Origin of the sequence: Yoonia sp. (assembly GCF_046292185.1) — a bacterium.
In the GTDB taxonomy this organism is placed as follows: domain Bacteria; phylum Pseudomonadota; class Alphaproteobacteria; order Rhodobacterales; family Rhodobacteraceae; genus Yoonia.
On sequence record NZ_JBKBQY010000017.1, the window covers coordinates 14,199 to 36,580 of the forward strand.

General features: G+C 61.1%; 23 protein-coding genes. 8 read left to right on the plus strand and 15 right to left on the minus strand.

All coding sequences use genetic code 11. The features are described 5' to 3' along the window. From ACK4TM_RS04970 to ACK4TM_RS04980, 3 genes are read left to right on the plus strand one after another with little or no spacing between them, the layout of a single operon-like run. On the plus strand, positions 1–471 hold the full coding sequence (locus ACK4TM_RS04970) for an ATP-dependent zinc protease (protein ID WP_409697651.1): 471 nt from the start codon (positions 1–3) through the stop codon (positions 469–471). After that, the gene (gene rimK / locus ACK4TM_RS04975; RefSeq protein WP_409697654.1) at positions 468–1,373 is read left to right on the plus strand and encodes a 30S ribosomal protein S6--L-glutamate ligase; all 906 of its coding nucleotides are present in this window, start codon (positions 468–470) and stop codon (positions 1,371–1,373) included. Before ACK4TM_RS04970 ends, rimK begins: the two co-directional genes overlap by 4 nt. Next, positions 1,370–2,413, plus strand: coding sequence for a succinylglutamate desuccinylase/aspartoacylase family protein (locus ACK4TM_RS04980; RefSeq protein WP_409697657.1), 1,044 nt, complete (start codon positions 1,370–1,372; stop codon positions 2,411–2,413). Before rimK ends, ACK4TM_RS04980 begins: the two co-directional genes overlap by 4 nt. A gap of 96 nt (positions 2,414–2,509) precedes the next feature. Here the strand turns inward: ACK4TM_RS04980 and recQ are convergent, their stop codons facing one another. Beyond that, on the minus strand, positions 2,510–4,552 hold the full coding sequence (recQ, locus tag ACK4TM_RS04985; protein WP_409697728.1) for a DNA helicase RecQ: 2,043 nt from the start codon (positions 4,550–4,552) through the stop codon (positions 2,510–2,512). A 144-nt stretch (positions 4,553–4,696) separates the two neighbouring features. Beyond that, a complete protein-coding gene (locus ACK4TM_RS04990; protein ID WP_409697660.1) occupies positions 4,697–5,029 on the minus strand; it encodes a hypothetical protein in 333 nt (110 codons plus the stop codon). A 438-nt stretch (positions 5,030–5,467) separates the two neighbouring features. Here ACK4TM_RS04990 and ACK4TM_RS04995 point away from each other — a divergent pair, with 438 nt between their 5' ends. Genes ACK4TM_RS04995 through ACK4TM_RS05005 form a run of 3 tightly spaced genes read left to right on the plus strand, consistent with a single transcriptional unit; the run spans position 5,468 to position 7,764 of the window. Further along, on the plus strand, positions 5,468–6,112 hold the full coding sequence (locus tag ACK4TM_RS04995) for a histidine phosphatase family protein (RefSeq protein WP_409697663.1): 645 nt from the start codon (positions 5,468–5,470) through the stop codon (positions 6,110–6,112). Between the two features lie 12 nt (positions 6,113–6,124). Continuing rightward, the gene (locus tag ACK4TM_RS05000) at positions 6,125–6,715 is read left to right on the plus strand and encodes a glutathione S-transferase family protein (RefSeq protein ID WP_409697666.1); all 591 of its coding nucleotides are present in this window, start codon (positions 6,125–6,127) and stop codon (positions 6,713–6,715) included. Then, complete coding sequence (locus ACK4TM_RS05005; protein ID WP_409697668.1) at positions 6,715–7,764, plus strand: saccharopine dehydrogenase; 1,050 nt, start codon at positions 6,715–6,717, stop codon at positions 7,762–7,764. Before ACK4TM_RS05000 ends, ACK4TM_RS05005 begins: the two co-directional genes overlap by 1 nt. Here ACK4TM_RS05005 and ACK4TM_RS05010 read toward each other — a convergent pair. The 6 genes from ACK4TM_RS05010 to ACK4TM_RS05035 form a co-directional block, all read right to left on the minus strand. Next, positions 7,761–8,087 carry a DUF3775 domain-containing protein gene (locus ACK4TM_RS05010; RefSeq protein ID WP_409697671.1) on the minus strand — a complete coding sequence of 109 codons (327 nt, stop codon included), beginning with the start codon at positions 8,085–8,087 and terminating at the stop codon, positions 7,761–7,763. The genes ACK4TM_RS05005 and ACK4TM_RS05010 overlap by 4 nt on opposite strands. Positions 8,088–8,159: 72 nt before the next feature. Beyond that, positions 8,160–8,897 (minus strand): SDR family NAD(P)-dependent oxidoreductase, encoded by a 738-nt coding sequence (locus ACK4TM_RS05015; protein WP_409697674.1) that lies wholly within the window; start codon positions 8,895–8,897, stop codon positions 8,160–8,162. Between the two features lies 1 nt (position 8,898). After that, complete coding sequence (locus tag ACK4TM_RS05020) at positions 8,899–9,471, minus strand: DUF3833 family protein (RefSeq protein ID WP_409697677.1); 573 nt, start codon at positions 9,469–9,471, stop codon at positions 8,899–8,901. Positions 9,472–9,474: 3 nt separating this feature from the next. Then, complete coding sequence (locus tag ACK4TM_RS05025) at positions 9,475–10,701, minus strand: MFS transporter (RefSeq protein ID WP_409697680.1); 1,227 nt, start codon at positions 10,699–10,701, stop codon at positions 9,475–9,477. Continuing rightward, positions 10,698–11,453 carry a DUF1365 domain-containing protein gene (locus tag ACK4TM_RS05030; protein WP_409697683.1) on the minus strand — a complete coding sequence of 252 codons (756 nt, stop codon included), beginning with the start codon at positions 11,451–11,453 and terminating at the stop codon, positions 10,698–10,700. Before ACK4TM_RS05030 ends, ACK4TM_RS05025 begins: the two co-directional genes overlap by 4 nt. Further along, positions 11,450–12,751, minus strand: a complete 1,302-nt coding sequence (locus ACK4TM_RS05035; RefSeq protein ID WP_409697686.1) for an NAD(P)/FAD-dependent oxidoreductase — start codon at positions 12,749–12,751, stop codon at positions 11,450–11,452. The genes ACK4TM_RS05030 and ACK4TM_RS05035 overlap by 4 nt, the downstream gene beginning before the upstream one ends. Before the next feature lie 254 nt (positions 12,752–13,005). Here ACK4TM_RS05035 and ACK4TM_RS05040 point away from each other — a divergent pair, with 254 nt between their 5' ends. Both ACK4TM_RS05040 and ACK4TM_RS05045 read left to right on the plus strand, forming a co-directional pair. Then, the gene (locus ACK4TM_RS05040) at positions 13,006–13,530 is read left to right on the plus strand and encodes a sigma-70 family RNA polymerase sigma factor (RefSeq protein WP_409697731.1); all 525 of its coding nucleotides are present in this window, start codon (positions 13,006–13,008) and stop codon (positions 13,528–13,530) included. Between the two features lie 7 nt (positions 13,531–13,537). Then, positions 13,538–14,185 carry a ChrR family anti-sigma-E factor gene (locus ACK4TM_RS05045; RefSeq protein WP_409697689.1) on the plus strand — a complete coding sequence of 216 codons (648 nt, stop codon included), beginning with the start codon at positions 13,538–13,540 and terminating at the stop codon, positions 14,183–14,185. Positions 14,186–14,210: 25 nt separating this feature from the next. Here the strand turns inward: ACK4TM_RS05045 and ACK4TM_RS05050 are convergent, their stop codons facing one another. The 7 genes from ACK4TM_RS05050 to purH all read right to left on the minus strand — a co-directional run bounded on the left by ACK4TM_RS05050 (position 14,211) and on the right by purH (position 22,375). Next, complete coding sequence (locus ACK4TM_RS05050) at positions 14,211–15,443, minus strand: DNA recombination protein RmuC (protein WP_409697692.1); 1,233 nt, start codon at positions 15,441–15,443, stop codon at positions 14,211–14,213. After that, positions 15,440–17,251, minus strand: coding sequence for a DNA mismatch repair endonuclease MutL (gene mutL / locus ACK4TM_RS05055; protein WP_409697695.1), 1,812 nt, complete (start codon positions 17,249–17,251; stop codon positions 15,440–15,442). Before mutL ends, ACK4TM_RS05050 begins: the two co-directional genes overlap by 4 nt. Before the next feature lie 41 nt (positions 17,252–17,292). Next, positions 17,293–18,603: a M16 family metallopeptidase gene (locus ACK4TM_RS05060; RefSeq protein WP_409697698.1), complete on the minus strand. Its 1,311-nt coding sequence runs from the start codon at positions 18,601–18,603 to the stop codon at positions 17,293–17,295. Then, positions 18,603–19,934 carry a M16 family metallopeptidase gene (locus ACK4TM_RS05065; RefSeq protein WP_409697701.1) on the minus strand — a complete coding sequence of 444 codons (1,332 nt, stop codon included), beginning with the start codon at positions 19,932–19,934 and terminating at the stop codon, positions 18,603–18,605. The genes ACK4TM_RS05060 and ACK4TM_RS05065 overlap by 1 nt, the downstream gene beginning before the upstream one ends. A gap of 87 nt (positions 19,935–20,021) precedes the next feature. Beyond that, on the minus strand, positions 20,022–20,249 hold the full coding sequence (locus tag ACK4TM_RS05070; RefSeq protein WP_409697704.1) for a DUF3035 domain-containing protein: 228 nt from the start codon (positions 20,247–20,249) through the stop codon (positions 20,022–20,024). A 52-nt stretch (positions 20,250–20,301) separates the two neighbouring features. Next, a complete protein-coding gene (gene lspA, locus ACK4TM_RS05075) occupies positions 20,302–20,775 on the minus strand; it encodes a signal peptidase II (RefSeq protein ID WP_409697707.1) in 474 nt (157 codons plus the stop codon). A gap of 10 nt (positions 20,776–20,785) precedes the next feature. Then, complete coding sequence (gene purH / locus ACK4TM_RS05080) at positions 20,786–22,375, minus strand: bifunctional phosphoribosylaminoimidazolecarboxamide formyltransferase/IMP cyclohydrolase (RefSeq protein WP_409697710.1); 1,590 nt, start codon at positions 22,373–22,375, stop codon at positions 20,786–20,788. Positions 22,376–22,382: the final 7 nt, after the last annotated feature.

A 22,382-nucleotide genomic window follows, 5' to 3' on the forward strand; every position in this document is an offset into this window, starting at 1 on the left:
ATGACGCCGACCAAAGACCCGCAGCCTTTGCTGATCATTGGTTGGTTGGAATGCATCAGCCTGCCCGCACTTGGCCTGCAGGATTTCGCGGTTAAGGTGGATACCGGGGCGAAAACCACGGCGCTGCATGCAGATGACATCGAAACCTTCCAGCGCGCAGGCATCAAATGGGTGCGGTTCCGCAGCCCCGACATTCCGGGCACGCCACCGCGCATCTGTGAATTCCCCGTCTTCACAAAGCGTGATATCACCAATACCAGCGGCACGCCGGAAACCCGGATCGTGATCCGGACCCCGATGATTCTTGCCGGACGCAAGTGGAAGATCGACATATCCCTGACTGACAGGGGCACGATGCGGTTTCCCCTGATCCTGGGGCGTCGGGCGCTTCGTCATAAAAACATCGCTGTTCATGCCAGACAATCCTATCTGGTCAGTGACAAGCCGCAATTTGAAAGCCCAGCTTCATGAAAATCGCCATGCTCGCCCGCAATGCCGAACTTTATACTCATCGGCGTTTGAAAGAGGCCGCCGAACAGCGTGGCCACACGCTTGATATCATCAACACCCTGCGGTGTTACATGAACATCGCCTCGCGCAGGCCAGAGGTGTATTATAACGGCGAAAAGCTGGTGGGCTATGACGCCGTGATCCCCCGGATCGGCGCGTCGGTCACGTTCTACGGCATGGCCGTTCTGCGCCAGTTTGAAATGCAGGGCGTGTTCCCGCTGAACGAAAGCGTGGGCATCGGGCGGTCGCGAGATAAACTGCGGTCGATGCAATTGCTGGCGCGCGACGGGATCGGCCTGCCTGTCACCACCTTCGCCCATGACCCGCGCCAGACCGAAGAAGTGTTGAAACTGGCCGGTGGCGCACCTGTCGTGATCAAGCTGCTGGAAGGCACCCAAGGGATCGGCGTGGTGCTGGCCGATACTGACCGTTCGGCAAAGTCGGTGGTCGAGGCGTTCCGCGGTGCGGGCGTCAACATCCTGCTACAAGAATTCATCAAAGAGGCGGGCGGCACCGACATCCGCGCCATCGTCGTGGGCGGCAAGGTCGTCGCCGCGATGAAACGCACCGGGGCAGAGGGCGAATTCCGGTCCAACCTGCATCGTGGCGGATCGGCGCAGGTGATCAAACTGTCGCCCGAGGAGCGGTCCACCGCGATCCGGTCGGCCAAGGCAATGGGGCTGAATGTCTGCGGCGTTGATATGCTGCGCGCCAATCACGGGCCGGTGGTGATGGAGGTGAATTCGTCGCCGGGCCTTGAAGGCGTCGAAAAGGCGACCGGGCTGGATATCGCCGGCAAGATCATCGAATATATCGAAAAGAACGCCAAACCCAACGCCACGAAGACCAAAGGCAAAGGATGAAGTCACGCCCTCCGTTTACGATTGCCGGCGAAGATGTTCCCGCCGGAACCCGCAAGACTGTCAATATCCCCGTCAGCACATTGTCGGATTACACGCCCGTCACCCTGTCCGCCCATGTGATCCACGGGCGCAGTGACGGGCCAGTCGTTTTCGTCAGCGCGGGCATCCACGGGGATGAGGTGATCGGCGTTGAGATCGTGCGCCGCCTGTTGCGCACCGGCACGCTGAAAAACGTGGCGGGGACGCTGATCGTGGTGCCGATCGTGAACACCTTTGGTTTTCTGAACCATTCGCGTTACCTGCCTGACCGGCGCGACCTGAACCGCTGTTTTCCCGGTTCGCCGCATGGGTCGCTCGCGTCGCGGCTGGCGCATATTTTCATGACCGAGATTGTGGAACGCTGTGTGCTGGGGATCGATCTGCATTCCGCCGCGATCCACCGCACGAATCTGCCGCAGGTCCGCGTGTCGGGCAGCAATGCCGAAACCATGCGCCTTGCGCGCGTGTTTGGCGCGCCGGTGATCCTGACCAGCGCGCTGCGCGATGGCAGCCTGCGGCTGGAGGCCAAGAAGAAAGGTGTCGACGTCCTGCTTTATGAAGCGGGCGAGGGGATGCGGTTTGACGAAATGTCCGTCCGCGCGGGGCTGGCGGGTATACTGCGGGTGCTGAAAGATGTCGGTCTCTTGCCCAAGGCGGGGATCGGTGCCGCCAAGGCGCAGCCCTTGGTTTGTTCCAACAGCCATTGGGTGCGCGCGCCCGCCGGTGGGCTTTTGCGGATGTTCAAGGCCGAAGGCGATGTCGTGGCGCTGGATGATCTGGTTGCGGCGATCTCTGATCCGTTCGGCGGCGGCGAGGTCGAGGTGCGCACCGCCTATGCGGGGATCATCGTGGGCCGCGCGGTGATGCCGATCGTGCATGAAGGTGACGCCTTGTTCCATGTTGCTGCCGTAAAATCCGCCGATGCGGCCGAGGCGGCAGTGGGTGATCTGGCCGCGCAGCTGGAAGAAGCGCCGCTTTTCGACGAGGATGAAATTATCTGACCAACCGCCCAAGATTTTTCTGGCAAAAAATCTTTTCCTGACCAAGAAAATTCGACCAAAATTTCTTGGCCTTCGCTCTTTGCGCGTTACCGGGCTTTAGCCGTCGTTGCCTTCCAGCACCTCCAGAAACGCGTCGCCGAAACGTTCTGCATGGCGGTCCCCGATCAGCCGGGTCAGATTGTCGATATCGGCGTTGCGCAATTGCGCGACCTTGGCCAGCATCGAGGCGGAGCAGGTCATTGGTTTATCCGCCCCATGCGGGCCGCGGATCAGCGTGTTTTGGGCGGCAAGCAAGCGGTCATAGATCAGCCCTTCATCGCGGCCAGCCAGTTTGCGGCGGCTGGGGTGCAGGTTTTCCGCCTCGCCTGCGATCACCTCCAGAAACGCCCTGCCATAGCTTTCCAGTTTCTTCGCGCCGACCCCACCGATATGGGCCATGTCATCGAGCGTCGCCGGGCGGCGTTCGGCCATTTCGATCAATGTCTTGTCGTTGAAGATGATATAGGCGGGGACACCGGCCTGTTCGGCCAGAAACCGGCGTTTGGCCTTGAGTGCGGAAAGAAGCGGCGCGTCATCTTCGCTGACCAACGTGTGGACCTTGGGACCAGAACCCTTGGCCGCGGTGATCGTGTCGCGGCGCAGCATGATCTGCGCTTCGCCGCGCAGGATCGGGCGGGCGTGGTCGGTCATGCGCAGCGCGCCATGCCGGTCGCGGTCCGGGCGCAGCAGGTCGTGGCCCATCATCTGCCGGAAAATCGCCTGCCATTGGCGGCGGTCGTAATCCTTGCCCACGCCATAGGTTGGCAGGCTGTCATGGCCGCGTGCCTTGATCTTGTCCGTGGGCTGGCCCAGCAGGATGTCGATCAGATGACCTGCGCCGAAATATTCATCTGTGCGCAAGGCGGCGGATAAGGCCATGCGCACGGGTGTCGTGGCGTCGAACACCTCTGCCGGTTTGTCGCACAGGTCGCAATTGCCGCAAGGCCCGGTCGTTTCGCCGAAGTAGGATAGCAGCGTCTGGCGGCGGCAATGCAGCGCCTCTGCCAGACCCAGCAGCGCGTTCAGGCGGCCATGGTCGGCAGCGCGCCTGTCGGCGGGGGCGAGCCCTTCGTCGATCTGCTGGCGACGATAGCGGATGTCGTCGGGGCCGAACAGGGTTAGCGTTTCGGCAGGCGCGCCGTCGCGCCCGGCACGGCCGATTTCCTGATAATAGCTTTCAATGGATTTGGGCAGATCGGCATGGGCGACCCAGCGGATATCGGGTTTGTCGATCCCCATCCCGAATGCGACCGTGGCGCAGACGATCAATCCGTCTTCCTGCTGGAACCGGCGTTCGACGATGCGCCTGTCCTCTGCCTCCATCCCGCCGTGGTAATGGCAGGCCGTATGCCCCGTCTCGCGCAACGCCTGCGCCAGCGTTTCAGTCTTGGCGCGGGTACCGGTATAGACGATGCCCGACTGCCCCTTGCGCGCAGCGGCAAAGGCCAGGATCTGCTGGCGCGGGCTGGCCTTGGCGGCAAAGGCCAGGTGGATGTTCGGCCGGTCGAACCCGTGCAGAAAGGTCGCGGGCTGCTGGCCTGCGAAGAGTTTCTGCACAATCTCGGCCTGGGTTTCGGCATCGGCGGTGGCGGTGAAGGCCGCCAATGGCACATCCAGCGCCTCGCGCAATTCACCGATACGCAGGTAATCGGGGCGGAAATCATGGCCCCATTGGCTGACGCAATGTGCTTCGTCCACGGCGATCAGGCTGACACCGGCGCGGTGCAGCATCTGGGTCGTGCCGCTGGCAGAAAGCCGCTCGGGTGCCATGTAAAGCAGCTTCAGTGTGCCCGCCTCCAGCGCGGCCCAGACGGCGTCTGTTTCCTCTTCGGTGTTGCCGGATGTCAGGGCACCGGCGCTGACCCCTGCCTCGCGCAGGCCGCGGACCTGATCGCGCATCAGGGCAATCAACGGGGAAATCACCACCGTCACCCCGTGGCGCATCAGCGCGGGCAGTTGGAAACACAGCGATTTGCCGCCGCCCGTGGGCATGATGGCCAACGTGTTCCGGCCGGATGCCACCGCCTCGACGATCTCTTGCTGGCCGGGTCGGAAGGCATCAAAGCCAAAGACATCGCGCAAAAGACTGGCAGCGGGCATGAAGCGGACCTGTATCTGGTTTTTATGATTGCCGGTATCAATCCCATAACCGGAATCGCTGAACAACCCGTTGCTTGGCAGAAACATGCAAAAGGCCGCCTTTGCGAACAAAGGCGGCCCAGCATGACAGGGAGACGTCAGAGTTTACCGGCCGATACGATAGGTTTCGGTGGCGACAACTTCGCCGTCGATCTTGAGCAGCGCGATCACGTCACGGCGGACCGGCGCGCCTGTATTGACGCGCACGTCGGCATTGGCGCCTTCGGACACATTCTGTGTGCCAAGCAGCGCGCCCTGCGTGCCGGTGTGATAGTCGTAAATCTCGACAACACCGTTTCCGGCTGCGCGGACGATACCCAGATCGATGGCACTGGTCGGCGTCTGGGCGCGTGGCAGTTCAAAATAGCTGTTGGCCGAAGCGACAGAGGCGGTGGATGCGAGTGTGACTGCGGCGATAGCGAATGCTTTGATAGACATATTACTGTTTCCTATTCAATTGGTTAACGGCGTATGAGACGCCGAAGGGACTGCGTGACAGCGTGTTGTTTCGCTGTCGGTGAAACAGAGATCGGCCCTTTCTGCGCATTCGGAAAGGGGGAACACGATCACGAAAAAGAGGCCAAATGTGATCGCTTTTCGTGCTTGTATTTAGGAGGTTCGTCCTATCTCGCCATTTATGTGCGATGACGCACTGAAATGCCACATGTTCTGTGCAGGTCGGGCAGGATCAAAACCGTGGATTTGGCGAGTTTCACTTCACCCGTTCACAAGTTAAAAATTCACCCAAGGCGATAATTTGCGATTATTTCAGTCCATTCGCGCCCGCGTGATCAAAAGCGGCCCAAACCGCCACCGCGCGCGCCGTTGTCATCGCCCGCAACTGCCCTTAACCCTGTCGTGAAACAGGAGAATCCGATGGGTGAAATCATTCTGGTCCGGCACGGGCAGGCCAATTCAGCCGCCAAGGACGAAGACAGCTATGACAAGCTGTCCGATCTGGGTCATCAGCAGGCCCGCTGGCTGGGTGATTATCTGCGCGACCGAGAAGGCCCATTTGACAAGGTGATCAGCGGCAGCCTGCGCCGCCACCGCGAAACCGCCGCCGGGATCGGTTACGCCGATCCGGTGATCGATCCGCGCCTGAACGAAATGGATTACTTCACCCTTGGCCGCGCCTTGCAGGATGTGCATGGCGTGCCGATCCCCGGCCCGGATGAATTTGCCGCCCATGTGCCGCAGGTCATGCAGGCCTGGCACCGCGCGGAAATCATGGGCGTGGAAACCTTTGCATCCTTTGAAACCCGCGTGACCGGCGTGCTGGCAGAGGCCGCGCGACCCGGTGTGCGCGTGCTTTGCGTGACCTCGGGGGGGGTGATCGGGATGATCATCCGCCATCTGCTGAACCTTGATCCGATGCGGATGGCGCATATCCTGCTGCCAATCATGAATTCTTCCGTCCACCGGGTGCAGGTCATCCCGCAAGGGCCTATTCTGGCCAGCTTCAACGCCGTACCGCATCTGGACATGCCCGACCGTGTCCATGCGGTGACGCATTATTAAAGGACCCCGGTCATGTTCACCCTGCATTACAGCCCCAACACCATATCAGTCGCCGTCGCCATCGCGTTGGAAGAATGCGCTATCCCGTATACTCCCGTCCTTGTGGACTTCGCCAAGGCGGCCCAGACGACGCCCGCCTTTTTGCAGGTGAATCCCAAGGGCCGGGTGCCGGTGCTCGAAACACCCGATGGCATCCTGACCGAGACCGGGGCGATCTTGGAATATATCGCGCCTGGTCTGGTGCCTGCCGATCCCTTGGCGGCGGCGCGGATGCGCGAAATTATGTATTATATCTGCGGCACGATGCATGTGAACCACGCCCATGGCCGACGCGGCGCGCGCTGGGCCGACGATGCCGCCAGCCATGCCGATATGAAACGCAAGGTGCCTGAAACAATGGCGGTGAGCTGCGCGCATCTGGAACAACTCTGGCATTTGCGGCCTGATGGCCTGACCATTGCTGATTTCTATCTCTATGTCGTTTTGACATGGCTCAATGGCGATGGGGTGGAGATTGAAAATTACCCGCAGCTTGCTGATTTCGCAAATCGGATGCGGGCGCGCCCGTCGGTGCAGGCGGTCCATGACAAGGGCATGCTTTGATGCCGCATCTCTGGGTTCGCGCGGAAAGCCGTCCACATGAAGAACGCGTCGGACTGACTCCGCAAGGGGCGGCCAAGCTGATCGCGGCGGGGTTCCGGGTGACGGTCGAGGAAAGCCACCAGCGGATCATCCCCGTCGCGGATTACGTCGTTGCGGGCTGCGACATCGCGCCGGAATTCGGTTGGCCCGATGCGCCTGTGAATGCGATCATCTTTGGCCTGAAGGAACTGCCCGACGATGGCGCCCCCTTGCGCCACCGCCACATCATGTTCGGCCATGCATATAAAGGTCAGCCAGCCGGGCAGGTGCTGCTGCACCGGTTCCGTGCCGGGGGCGGCACGTTGCTTGATCTTGAATATCTGACCGATGACGGCGGGCGTCGCGTCGCTGCCTTTGGCTATTGGGCGGGCTATGCGGGGGCGGCTGTGGCGCTGCTGTGCTGGATGGCGCAGCAACGCGGGCAGGTCGCCGGCCCCGTGCGCGCCTGCCCGTCTGCGGCGCATCTGCTGGGTGATCTGCAGGAAAGGCTGGTCGCGTTGGGCACAGCACGGCCCACTGCGCTGATCATCGGGGCGCTGGGCCGCGTGGGGACAGGGGCCGCGGATCTGTGTCAGGCGATGGGCGTGCCTGTCACCGGATGGGACATGGCCGAAACTGCGCATGGCGGGCCGTTCCCCGAAGTGCTGGCGCATGATATATTCCTCAACTGTATCCTTGCCCGTCCGGGCACGCCGGTTTTCGTGCCCATCAGTGCAAAAGTGGCGGCGCGGCGCCTGTCTGTGATCGGCGATATCGCCTGCGACCCCGACAGCGATTTTTCCCCGATCAAGGTTTATGACCGGACGACCGGCTGGGATGCGCCTGCCTTGCGGGTGCATGACACCCCTGTGCTGGATGTGACGGCGATCGACAACCTTCCGTCCATGCTGCCCGCCGAAAGCAGTGAAGATTTCTCGGGTCAGTTACTGCCCTATCTTCTGACGCTGGACGATCTGCAATCCGGTGTCTGGGGCCGCGCGCAGGACTGGTGCGACCGGGCCATGGTTTAGATCCGGCGATAAAGCGCATCCTCGACCGCGCTGCTGTCGATGCCCAATGCCTCCAGCCCGCTTTCCAGATGGTCGGCCAGATGCGGGGACCGTTTGAGGTAATTGGCCGTGGGCGTATCCGCTTGCAGCAGCGCGGTGCGGAAAGCCTCTGCCAGATCATCCGGTTCGAATGTGCCGCGCCCGATCCAGAAGACAGCAACAAGCCCGGCCTGTTCGTCTTCGTTCAGGCGGTCAACGAAACCGTCAAACTCATTTTCGGCGCGGTCGAGTTCACGGGCGAGGATGATAACCTCGGCGACCTTGTCAGATGAAATCGGCAGCATGTCGGATCTCCTTTGCACCAGCCTTGTCGTATCATAGCACGAAAGGACTTGATCTGGCGCAAGGGTTTGCGGCTATTTTGCGCCGAACAGGCGGTAATACATCCAGTCGGGCATGAATTGCGACAGACGGAACACCCATGAAAACATCATCGGGAAACTTTTCTTGAACACATCGGTGGTCATGTGTTCGAACACTTCTTTCGCGGCTTCCTGCGGTTCCATGATGAAAGGCATCTTGAAATCGTTCTTGTCGGTCAGCCGTGTCTTAATGAAACCGGGGTTGACCAACTGGACCTGCACGCCGGTATTGCGCAGATCGGCCTGCATGGATTCTGCCAGCGCCATCATCCCGGCCTTGGACGCGCTATAGCCGATGGCACCCGGCAGGCCCCGGAACCCCGAGAGAGAGCCGACCAGCACGATATGCCCGGCATCGCGCGCGATCATATCCCTGATCACCGATCCCACGACACGGGACGCACCAAGGAAATTCACCTCGCCCATCATATCGGCTTTTTCATTGTCCCAGTCCTGCGATTTCATCGGCCAGTAAACGCCCGCCAGATAAACCACGCCGTCGATCTGCCCGACCTCAAGCGCGGCTTTTTCAACTGCCGCCCGGTCAGTCACGTCGACGGTGACATAGCTCGCCTTGCCAGGTAAATCCTCGATCAGGTCTTGCAGACGATCCTCGGACCTGGCGGAAACGACCAATTCTGCCCCTGCACGGCTGAGGCAAAAGGCAACTTCACGCCCCAACCCTTCGCTTGCGCCGACAATCCAATATCGTTTTCCCTGCCAGTCTTTCACGTCATTCTCCTGCATAGGCCCGGTCGCGGGGCCGCATTGTGGCGACCAGTTCCGCCACCTTGATCCCGCATTTGCGGAACTGGCTGCGGTTCATGATCGATCCGTTTGATGTCAGATACATCCAGTCTGTAACATCAAGCGCGTGACCACCAGCCTCTTTGGGCAGTTTTATCCGGTAGTGCAGCACTACGGCAGACCCCTGCTGCTGGCCCGAACCCGTGCCGATGACATCGGGCGCCTCGGCCTTGATCGTGCCGTCACTGGACAGCGTCAGGGTCCAGCAACGTTCCTGTCGCAGCCCGCTGTCATAGCGGAATTTTTCGGTCATCGTGCCGACATCGCCGTGCCACGACGCCTCGAAATCGGCAACGAACCGCGACACGACCTTGCCGGTGGGGCCATACATCACGCCTTCACAGATCAGCGGGCCGTTAAATTTTTCGCGGATGTCAAAGCATGGCCCGTCAGCGTAATCGCCCGGCCTTTGCGCGATAAAGGATGCCAGACGCGTCCGGGCGATCACGGCCAGCAGCACCAGCAGCGCCCCGATCACCATCCAACCAAGAACCGACATCCCTTATTCCTTCAGCTTGGTCCCGATCAGCAAGCCAATCGCCACCAGTTTCAACAGCGACGGCACCAGCGCGTAAAGCAGCGTCAGCGTGGTCAGCGCCTGATCGGGCAGGTCCGTCGCACCTGCGGCAAAGCCTGACCTTTCCAGCAGCGGCAACAACACCACGGCGGCAAAGGCCAAGGTGAATTTATTCACCAGTGACCAAAGCCCGAAACCCTGCCCGCCATTGGGTGAAATGACCGCCATGCGTTTGGCGAACATCGCAGGCATCAACGTCAGGTCCGCCCCGATCGTTCCGCCACTTAATACGCAGATGATCGCGAAGGGGATCACATCGCCTGTCGATAAACTCAGTGTATAGCCAAAGGACGCTACGGCCAGCACCATCGCCGCCAGCAGAACGGGTTTTTCCCCGAAACGGCGCGCCAGTGCGGACCACAGCGGTGATGACAGGGCTGCGGCAAGGAAGAACAGCACGAGCAGCGCGCCTTCCCACCCCGGCGCGCCCAGTCTGCTTTCGACGTAGAACAGGAACAGGGTGGATGACACGGCAAGTGGCGTGGCATTGACCAGCGCGAGGATCAGCAAACGCCGCGCAATTGGGTCAGCAATGATGTCGCGAATATGCGATGGGTCCTGCGTGACCCGGCCTTTCCATTCCGGCCACATGAAAAATGCGGCGATCAGCGTAACGATGGCAAAGCCATAGGCGAAGATCGCAAAAGGATTGCCGGTCACATCCATCAGCAGCGTGGGGATCACCGCAGCGATACAGACCCCCAGCAAGGCCCCGCTTTCGCGCCACGCGGCCAGCCGCACATGCCCGCCTTCGGCATGGCCCACCTTGCTGATGCCCTGCGCATAGAAATTGATCGTCAGGAAACTGAACGCGGTGAACAGCCCGGTGATCGTCAGCCCGAACCACCAGATCGGCGCGATGGGTGGGGCCACGGCGAACAGGCCCAGCATTGACAGGGCCAGCGCCAGGGCGGTCAGTGAGATCGCCAGCTTCTTGGCTGCGCGCAATCTTTCGCTGATCCAGCCCAGCACGGGGTCCTGCACCACGTCGAACAGGCGCAGGCCGAACAGCACGGCCCCCAATGCGGTCAGGCTGACGCCATAGGTATCGGCGTAATATTTCGGGGCATAGATATAGATCGGCAGGCCCGCGCCTGACAGCACCGCAGCGAACAGGCTATAGGCGGGCAACCTTTCGGTCAGGGCTTTCACCGGCTGACCTCGTCGCGCGGTGGGGCGGGTTGCGACCGGAAAGTCGCGCCTTTCCACCACAGTTTGACCGCCTGCCAGTGGATCAACGCAAGCACCCGGCGCGACCCGAACGGACGGCGGAACACGGCGCGGATGATACTGCCATTGCTGATCGGGCGCCGTGCGCCGGTCAGCGTGGCGATCAACCCGCCGTTGCCACGGCTGTAGTCGATCCAGATACCAATGCTGCGGGGCTGGATATCGAAACGGAAAACATAGCCGCCCTCTATCGGCTGAAAGGGCGACACATGCATAAGCTTGGTCGCCGCAAGCGTTTCCGCCTTTGTGATCGCCCGTCCGTCCGCGCGGCGGCACAGATAGGAATGGCGGTCCCCGAACGTATTGCTGACCTCCGCAATGATCGTGGTCAGCCCGTCCGCGTCGTAACACAGCCAGAACGATACCGGGTTGAACACATGGCCCAGCACACGCGGCTGCGCCAAAAGCATGATCCTGTCAGGCGGCGGCACATCATGCGTCTGCAGCACGTCACGCACCCACGCAGCCCCGCGCCCCTGTTTGGGTGGTCCGCCATGGTCGCTGTCATGCAGTGACATCAGATTGCTTGAATTGCGACCGAACAGGCGCGGCGTGGCCAGATCGGCCTCTGCATCCAGCAGCACGTAATCGATGGAATAGCGAAAGGCGTTCTTCGTCGCCCCGCGCCGCCCGTGATAGGTTTCACCCGCGATATGATGGACCTGCGCAGTCACTCTGCCGCGATCGCCATGCGGTCCGGCGCGTTCAGCCTGCCGACCACGTCAAGCGCGCTGGACAATCCATCCTCGTGAAAGCCGTTCTTCATCCATGCGCCACAGAACCACGTCCGGTTGGTGCCGTTCATCGCAACCGCGGCTTTCTGCGCGGCCAGCGCGGCAAGGTCATAGACCGGATGATGCAAAGTCACCTCGTCCCAGATCAATTCCTCGCTGATCTGGCGGCGGGTGTTGAGCGTGACCATCAGGTCATCGGCCTTCAGCCAGGGTTGCAGCGAATTCATCCAATAGGTCAGATCGATCTCGCCGCCCTGATGATCCACGTCTTCTGAATAGACCCAGGATGACCAGACCTGACGGCGCTTTGGCATGATCGATGTGTCGGAATGCAGCACCACCCGGTTCGGCTGATAGCGGACCGCGCCCAGCATCTTGCGCTCTGGCTCTGACGCGTCGGTCAGCATGGCGAGAGTCTGATCGGAATGGCTGGCAAAGATTACCTCGTCGAAATGTTCCCAATCGCCGCCCTTTGCTTTCACCTCGACCCCGCCCGGATTGCGGCGCACACCATTGACAGCGGCACCAAGGCGCAGTTCCACGCCGCGCTTTTCCATATCCGCGCCAAGGCGGGACACATAGGCCTGCGATCCGCCATCCACCGTGTACCATTGATGCTGGCCGGTCGCGCCCAACAAAGCGTGATTGTCGAAAAACGTCATCATCGCATGGGCGGGAAAATCAAGAATCTTTTGTTTGGGCGTCGACCAGATCGCGCCGGAAAACGGCAGCAGATAATGATCGCGGAAATAATCCGACAGACGCAATTTCCGCAGTAACCCGCCGATGGTCAGGCTCTGATCCTGACTGGCAGCCAGCCCGTGCTTGTTGAAATGCAAGATATCGCGGACCATCCGCAGGAACCGCGGATTGCCCGCATTGCGGCGCTGCGCGAAAAGGGCGTCCAGACTGGCCAGACCATATTCCATCCGCCCGCCACCGAAAGATGCGCCAAAGCTCATGTTGCTTTTGACGACCGGCACGGCGAGATGATCGAACAGCGCCGTCAGATGCGGATAATTGGCGTAGTTGAACACGATAAACCCGGTATCGACCTGCTGATCGCCGTTTTTGCCCGCCATCCGTGTGCGGGCATGGCCGCCAAGCCGGGTCTCGGCCTCGTACAGAACCACATGATGATCGGTGGCCAAAGCATGGGCTGCCCCCATACCCGAAATGCCTGCGCCGATGACGGCGATCTTTTGCGGCACACAGGCCCCGGGTCGTAAAAATGTCACTGGCTACTCCTGCTGCCTCATGCGGTTCTTCTTAGACACGTTACGTAGCGCGAAATATGTCGGATCACGCAAAAATCTTTTGCGGCCCTGATCCAGCGCCAGACGGGCGGCGTAATAAACACATGTTGAACGAAACACTTACCTTTGCGAAAGCTGATGCAGTTGTGGTGATGCCTGTCTATGCTAGGGCAAGCACAACGCGAAAGCGGAGCATGGGGGCAAGGCAAGTGACGTCAGAGGCAACGACCAAACGGATGGCTTGGGTGAATCAGGTCGCCGCCGTACGGGATCGTCAGGACAAGGCGGCTTTTGCCGAATTATTCGCCTATTTCGCCCCGCGGGTGAAATCGTTCCTCATGAAATCGGGGGCCAGCCCGGATCTGGCCGAAGAATGCGCGCAAGAGGTGATGGTCACCCTTTGGAACAAGGCCCATCTGTTCGACCCGTCCAAGGCGAGTGTGTCCACTTGGATATTCACCATCGCCCGGAACCGCCGGATCGACATCCTGCGCAAACAAAAGCGGCCCGAGCCGGAAGATTTGCCCTGGGGCCCCGAAGCAGAGCCTGATCAGGCCGACGCGATGGGCCTCCAACAGGAAACGGAACAATTGGGGCAGGCGCTTGCCGCTTTGCCCGCGGAACAAAGAGCACTGATCCAGCGCGCCTATTTCGGCGAGTTGAGCCATAGCGAAATTGCCGCCGAAACCGGTCTGCCGCTGGGCACGATCAAATCAAGGATACGGCTGGCGTTGGAACGCTTGCGCCACACAATGAAGTGATATGACGATGAACAAGATCAAACACCATCTGACAGATGCCCTTTTGATGGGCTATGCCGCCGGCACCCTGCCGGAAGCCTTCAATCTGGTGGTAGCGACCCATATTTCGATGTGCGACACCTGCCGCGCTGCCCTTGCCGAATTTGACGCCGTGGGCGGCGAGGTGATGGTGGACACCGATCCTGTCGATATGGCCGAGGATGCTCTGGCCCAGGCGATGGCCCGGATTGGCACCGGCGCGCCTTTGCACAAGCCGCAGACCAAATCCGTTACGGGGCTGTTTCCCGCGCCCCTGCGGGACTATGTTGGCGGCGATCTGGAACATGTGACATGGCGCCGCGTCGGTGGCGGTGTCAGCCAGATGGTGCTGCCAACGGCGTCGGGTGCCAGCGTGCGCCTGCTGCGTATTCCTGCGGGCACGGCGGTGCCGGATCACGGGCATCGTGGGCTGGAACTGACGCTGGTTCTGCAGGGGGCATTCGTTGATGAAACCGACCGTTTCGCCGCAGGTGACATCGAAGTCGCGAACGAGGATCTGAACCACAAACCTGTGGCAGAGGCGGGGATGGATTGCATCTGTCTTGCTGCAACCGACGCGCCCCTGCGGTTCAACGGTCTGGTGCCGCGTCTGGCGCAACGGTTCATCGGGATTTGACAGGTAAGGTGGGTCTTGACCCACCCTAGGTCTGCGGCGGGGTGATCGGCAGTGGAGCCTCTTCGGGGGCAATCTCGGCAAAGTCGAAATTATCCAACCTGTTGGCGCGTTTTCCGGCTTTTTCGGCAGATATCTTGATATCTTCCAGGTCCTTCGCCGCCTGGCCGAAATGCCGGTCCAGATTGCCGACGCGGGTGACCAGCCGGTCCACATCCCCGCCCAGCAGCGACAATTCCTTACGGATCGCCCCCGCCTGTTCGCGCATCCGCGCATCTTTCAGGATCGCGCGCATCGTGTTCAGCGTCGCCATGCAGGTCGTGGGCGATACGATCCAGACGCGGGCATCGAAACCGGCGCGCACCACCTCTGGCAGGCGGGCGTGCAATTCGGCGTAAACCGCCTCTGACGGCAGGAACATGATCGCGCCATCGGCGGTTTCGCCTTCGATGATATAGCGGTCCGAGATATCCTTGATATGCTTGCGCACCGCATTCCCCAAATCACGCAGGGCGATTTTCTGCAAATCCTGCGTTTCGGCACGCGCCAGCGCCTCATAGGATTCAAACGGGAATTTCGCGTCGATCACGATTGGGCCGGGCGGATTGGGCAGATGCACCAGACAATCCGCGCGCTTGCCATTCGACAGCGTGGCCTGCAGGGTAAAACTATCAGTGGGCAGGGCCTTGGACACGATATCGATCAGTTGGATTTCCCCGAACAACCCGCGCCTTTGCTTGTTCGACAGGATATCCTGCAAGGACAAGACATCACCTGACAGCTTTTCGATATTGGTCTGTGCGCGATCGATGGTGGCCAGACGTTCCTGCAATTCCGTCAGGCTTTTGGTGGTCTTCTCGGAACTCCCCGTCAGGGTTTCCTTCAGCCGTTCATTCATTTCCGCCAGCGAATGCGCCGATTTCAGCGCGTTGTCGGCCAGCCGTTCGGCGACCTGCGCCTGTACCTGCGCGAGCCGCGTTTCCATCGTCTGGATCACGCGGACCTGCGCATTGGCCTGCGCATCGCTGACGGTCTGGATATTACCTGCGAGCTGGTTCTGCCCCTGCGCCAGCCCGATCATATCCTGCGACAGCCGCCCGACCTGATGGGCGACATAATCCACCGCCTCGCCCGATTTGCCGGCGCGCCGCAGCGTCGTGATCAGCAGGATCACGATCAGCAACAGCGCCGCCATTGCGCTCAGCACCATCAGCACGACAGGGTCGCTGAACGCGTAAATGTTTTCACCAATCTGGATCATGTGCGGCCAAACAGCCTTTCAATATCGGAGAGTTTCAGTTCCACATAGGTCGGTCGTCCGTGGTTGCATTGCCCCGAATGCGGCGTCGCTTCCATTTCACGCAAAAGCGCATTCATTTCCGCCGCCTGCATCCGCCGCCCCGTGCGGATCGATCCATGGCAGGCCACCCGGCTCAGGATCGCCTCGATCCGCGCCTGCACGCCGGCGCTGTCGCCCTGATCGGCCAGTTCGTCCAGAATATCGCGCAGCATGGCGCTCGCGTTGACCTCGCCCAGAATCGCAGGCGTTTCGCGCACGGCGATGGCATTGCCGCCAAAGGGTTCAATCGTCAGGCCCAGCCGGGCCAGATCATCCGCTATATCCAGCAGCGCTGCCGTTTCATGGTCCGACAATTCCACGATCTCGGGGATCAGCAGCGCCTGTGCGGCGACCCCATTGGCGGCCATCTGCGCCTTGAGCTTTTCATAAACCAGTCTTTCATGCGCAGCATGACCATCGACAATCACGATGCCGGTGGCGGTCTGGGCGATGATGTAATTTTCATGCAGCTGCGCGCGGGCGGCCCCCAGCGGCAGATCGGCGCTGTTGTCATCCATCGGCGGCTCGACCCGGCCTGACGGCAGTTCTGCAAATCCCGGTGCCTGCGCCTGAAACGTCATCGACCGGGCGCTGAAACTTGGGCGATCCATCTGATAGACGCGCGGTGTGGTGGTCTGCGGCTGCATCGCACCCAGCGTCGCATCGCCCACAGTGGACGAAGCCCGATGCCCGGCCCCCGCCAAAGCATGCCGCAACCCAGACACGATCAGCCCGCGCACCACGCCGGGATCGCGAAACCGCACCTCTGATTTCGCGGGATGCACGTTCACATCGACCAGCGTGGGATCGCAATCCACGAACAGGGCCGCAACAGGATGCCGGTCGCGCGACAGCACATCCATATAGGCGGCGCGCAAAGCGCCCAGCAGCATCTTGTCACGTACAGGCCTGCCGTTCACAAACAGGAATTGCGCCACCGCCGCCCCGCGCGAATAGGTCGGCAAGGCGGCATAGCCGGTCAGGTGAAACCCGTCGCGTTCGGCGTCAATCCGCAAGGCATTTTCGGCAAAATCGCGCCCCAACACAGTTTGCAACCGTCCGTGCAACGCATCGAACATATCGCCGGTCTGCGCGTCGGCGCGGAACACGACGCGGTTATCCCCGCCGGATGCATCACGCAGGATGAAGGTCACGAAAGGTTCCGCCATCGCCAGCCGCTTGACAACATCTGCCACCGCCTGCGCTTCTGCCCGGTCGGTGCGCAGGAATTTCAGCCGGGCGGGCGTGGCGTAGAACATATCGCGCAATTCCACGACTGTGCCGCCGCTCAACGCGGCAGGGCGCACATCGCTGACGCGACCACCGGACACGGCGATGCTGTGCGCAGCGTCTCCCGCCGTGCGGCTGGTGATCAGCAAACGCCCGACAGCACCGAGCGAGGCCAAAGCCTCGCCCCGGAACCCGAATGATGTGATATTCAGCAGGTCAGACCCATCGATCTTGGACGTCGCATGGCGCGACAGGGCCAGCGGCAGATCATCCGCCGCCATCCCGCACCCATCGTCGCTGACGCGGATCAGGGTCTTGCCGCCATCGGCGATCACCACCTCGACCCGTGTCGCGCCCGCATCAACGCTGTTTTCCACCAATTCCTTGACGGCAGAGGCGGGGCGTTCCAGCACTTCGCCTGCCGCGATCCGGTTGATCGCGGCTTCGTCCAACTGCCGGATCACCGGACGGGGCTGTATCTGGGGGGCGGGTGTATTCATCCCACAAGCTATAGCAGATTGCTGCGATTCTGCGAGAGGGTTTAAGGCGTCGCCTCCAACCCCTCGGGCCGCCCCACGACCACGAAATGCAGGTCGTCGGGTTGCAGCAGTTCACCTGCGACGCGGTTCACCTCTTCCAGCGTGACAGCCTCGATATAATCGTTCCGGTTGATCACATAGTCTGGCGGCAGGTCGATCATCTGCATGCCGACCATGATCGTCGCAATCGCGGCATTGCCGTCGAAGCGCAACGGATATTCGCCGGTCAGATAGGTCTTGGCGGCGGCCAGTTCGTTTTCGGTCAGGCCTTCCTCCGCCATCCGCGCCCATTCATCGCGTGTGACCTCAATCGCCTCGGCGATGGTCGCGTTGGAGGACGCGACGCTGCCCAGGACCATTTCCGCATGGAACATCGGCGCCAGATAGCTGCCGATGCCATAGGTCAGGCCGCGCTTTTCACGCACCTCTGTCATCAGGCGGGACTGGAATCCGCCCGCGCCCAGCACATGGTTCATGATATAGGCGGCAAAGAAATCAGGATCGTCGCGTTTGATGCCTTCATGGCCGAACAGGGCAAAGGATTGCGGATTGTCGAAATCGATCACCGTGACGCCACCGGGCAGGCCGAAATCCACATCCTGAGGCAGGGGTGGCCCCTCGGCTGGCAGATTGCCCAGCAGGGCATCCAGCATTGGGCCGACCTGTTCCAATGTCACATCACCCACGACCGACACATAAAGCCGGTCGCGCGTCAGCGTGTTGCGATGTGCTGTGATCAGGTCCTGCTGCGTCAGGGCGCGCACACTGTCCGCCGTGCCATCCAGCGGCGTGCCGTAGGGATGATCCCCAAAAGCCGCCGCATTCAGCGCCGCATTGGCAATGCTGCGCGGGTTCAGCGCATCGCTGGCGATGCTGGCCAGAACCTGCGCGCGGACGCGGTCCAGCGCGGGCTGGTCAAAGCGGGGATTGATCAGCGCCTGTTCCAGCAGGGCCAAGGCCTCCTCCTGATTTTCGGTCAGGAATTGTGCGGAAATGCTGATTGTGTCGTCGCTGGCGCGAAAACTGTATCTGGCGGCCAAAGCCTCGCGCGCGGTCTGAAATTCCTGCGCGTCCAGATCACCGGCCCCTTCTTCCAGCAGCGCAGCCATCAGGTTGATCGCGCCGCGTTTGCCGGACTCATCAAGCGAGGCCCCACCGCGAAACCGGATTTCCAGCGCGACAAAGGGGATACTGGGTTCCTCAACCACCCAGGCATTGATCCCGCCGGGGGATGTGATTTCCTGAATTTCAATCTCGGCATGTGCGGCGCTGGCCAGCAAGGCAAACCACAGGGCTGTCAGAATACGCAGCATCAGCGTGCCTCCTCTTGGTTGGCGACGACCCAGCCGGTCACAGCCTGATTGCGGTTGAACAATTGCGCTGCCGCATCCTTGATCTGTTCGGGGGTGACCGATTGCATGATATCGGGCCATTGCTGCACGTCCTCCACCGTCAAGCCAGAGGACAGGGCCGCCCCATAGCGCCGCGCCAGCCCTTGTGTGCTGTCCAGCGCATAGATTTCAGAGGCGCGCAATTGGGTGCGGATCGCGTCCATGCGGGCAGGATCAATCTCGTTCTCCATAAAAGCGGTGATGACATCGTCCATCGCCGCCTCGGCCTCTGACAGTGTCACACCATCGCTGGGGACCACCGCCAGTGAAAACGTGGTCTGATCCAGCGACATGCCCGAATAGGACGCGCTGGTCTGGATCGCGGTCTGGCTGTCGAATTGCAAGGCACGCCCGAGATCAGAGGTAAAGGGCGAACCGCCCAGCAGCTCTGCCAGATAGACCAGCGCCGCCGCCTGTTCCTGCGCGCCGCTGTCGCGTGGCGGGGCCAGATAGCTGCGCACCAGATAGGGCTGGCTGACGCGCGGGTCAGTATAGGTGATACGCCGCTCGGCGCGCTGGGGCGGTTCAATCGGGCGGATGCGGTCGGGCAGATCCGCCCTTGCGGGGATCGGCCCGTAATATTGCTGCGCCAATGCCAGCACCTCGCCCGGGTCCACATCACCGGCGACGACCAGCACGCCATTATTGGGGGCGTAATGCTGTGCGTAGAAATCCAGCAATTCGGTCATATCAAGCTGTTCAATCTCATGCTGCCAGCCGATGATCGGGATGCCATAGCGGTGGTTCTGATATTGCGCCGCCATGAATTGTTCGCGCGCCACGGCGCCGGGGTTGCTTTCGGTGACCTGATTGCGTTCTTCGAGCACCACGCGGCGTTCAAAAGTGATGTCATCCTCGGTCAGGGCAAGATTGTTCATCCGGTTGGATTCCATCTGCATCATCAGTTCCAGCCGGTCCGACGCAATCCGCTGGAAATAGGCGGTATAGTCGAAACTGGTAAAGGCGTTGTCATTGCCGCCATTCGCCGCGACGACCTGCGAAAATTCGCCGGGGGCCAGCACATCGGTGCCTTTGAACATCAGGTGTTCCAGAAAATGCGCGATCCCGGATTGGCCTGCCGGTTCATCGGCGGACCCGACCTTGTACCACATCATATGCACCACCACCGGGGCGCGGCGGTCTTCGATCACCACGACCTCCAGACCATTGTCGAGCGTTTGGGTCGTCACCTGATCGGCCTTGGCAGTCATTGCCAGCGCAATCAGGAAAAAAGCGGCGAAAAAGCGTGTCATGGGACCCCGGCGGTTTGATTGATCAAGCGACAAGCTACGCCCCTCGCGCCGATGTTCAAGCCGCCATACGCGGTTGTGACACAGTGGCTATTGCGGCGCAGCGATCCGGCGGGGGCGCGGGTTCGCAAGATTGGTCTGACCGGGGGTCGGCGGCGGCAAATCCAGCGTGGGCGGCGTCTGCAGCGGGTTCGCGGTGACAAGTGACAGTTCTGCCGGGCCGACAGTCGCCGTGCCAAAGTCACGGACTGATCCGTCATTCCTGCTACAGGCCGCCAGCAAAGCAAGGGCAATGATACAAGTAAGAAAGGCGCGCATGCGATATCCTCTTCGCTTTGTCCCAGATGATTACCGCATGCACCGCCTTAGGTCACGCGCGTTTCTTGCCATCATCCGCCAGAAAGGCCAACCCGATGGCCCCTGCGAAAATCGCCACATCGGCAACATTGAACGCATAGGGGTTGTTGATCCCGCAGCACGACATGTTCAGAAAATCCGCCACTGCGCCATAGATAAACCGGTCAACGACATTGCCAAGTGCCCCGCCGATCAGGAAACCCCCGGCGATATAGGTCCATTTCGACCCGCCGGTGCGGTTCAGCCACCAGATCACACCCGCGCTGATCAAAAGCGCGACGGCGATCAGCGCCCAACGCATGTCATAATCGGCGAACAGGCCGAAATTTACGCCCCGGTTCCACGCCATGCGGAATTCGATGAAGGGTGGCCAGACCTCGATGATCCCGCTTTGCGTGTTGATCAGGCCCAGCCAATGGACGACGAAATACTTGCTGATCTGGTCGATCAGAAAGACCCAGAAACCGGTCCAGAACATCAGGCGCATCGTGGTCCCCTCAATGCCGGAAATGGCGCATGCCGGTAAAGACCATGGCAATGCCAGCCTCATCCGCTGCGGCGATCACTTCGTCGTCGCGCATCGAACCGCCGGGCTGGATTACGCAGGTGGCACCGGCGGCCGCCGCTTCCATCAACCCGTCGGCGAAGGGAAAGAACGCGTCTGACGCCACGGCAGACCCGATGGTCAGCGGCGCATCCAGCCCCATCGCCTCGGCCATGCGTTCGGCCTTTTTCGCGGCGATCAGGGCAGAATCCAGTCGTGACATCTGGCCCGCGCCCACACCCACGGTGGCGGCATCCTTGACATAGATGATGGCGTTGGACTTCACATGTTTGGCGACTTTCCACGCGAACAGCAGGTCCTTCATCTGCGCATCGGTGGGCGCGACCTTGGTCACGACCTTCAGGTCATCCACGCCGACATAGCCGGTGTCCTTGTCCTGCACCAACATACCGCCCGCGACCTGACGATAGGTGGTGATCGGCGCTTTTACATCGGGCAGACCGTCGGTGGTCAGCAGCCGCAGGTTTTTCTTGGCGGCAAAGATCGCCTTGGCCGCATCAGACGCTCCCGGTGCGATCACGACTTCGGTGAAAATCTCGACGATGGCCTTGGCCGTCGCTTCGTCCAGCGGCTGGTTCAGCGCGACGATCCCGCCAAAGGCAGACGTCCGGTCGCAGTCAAAGGCGTGTCGATACGCCTCCAGCAACGTCGCGCCGCGTGCGACACCGCAGGGATTGGCATGTTTGATGATCGCCACGGCCGGGCCATCCGCGGGATCGAATTCCGCGACCAGTTCAAAGGCGGCATCCGTGTCGTTGATGTTGTTATAGGACAATGCCTTGCCCTGATGCTGCAGGGCGGTCGCGACGCCGGGACGGTTCGTGCCATCGGTGTAAAACGCCGCGCGCTGGTGGCTGTTTTCACCATAACGCATGGTTTGCTTGAATGTGCCGCTGAACGACCGGCGGCGCGGGGTGTCGGTGTTGATCGCCCCGGCCATCCAGGTGCTGACCGCAGTGTCATAGGCCGCCGTGCGGGCATACGCCGTCTGCGCCAGCCGCTGCCGCAGTGCCAAAGTGGTCTGCCCATCATTGGCATCCATTTCCGCCAGCAGCGCCTCATAATCCTGTACATCGGTGACGACCGCGACAAAGGCGTGATTTTTCGCGGCAGACCGGATCATCGCCGGGCCGCCGATATCGATATTCTCGATACAGGTGTCGAAATCGGCACCTTTGGCGACGGTTTCCTCGAACGGATACAGGTTCACGACCAGCAGGTCGATCGGCCCGATATTATGTTCCACCATCGCGTCGCGGTGGCTTTCCAGATCACGCCGCGCGAGCAAGCCGCCATGCACGACCGGATGCAGCGTCTTGACACGGCCATCCATCATTTCCGGAAAACCGGTGAAATCGGACACATCGCGCACCTCAAGCCCCGCGTCGCGCAGGGCCTTGGCGGTGCCGCCGGTGGACAGCAATTCGACCCCGCGTGCGGCCAACGCATGGCCGAGGTCAATCAACCCGGTCTTGTCTGAAACAGAAAGCAGCGCACGGCGCAGGGGGGCATGGTCGGTCATCGCATTC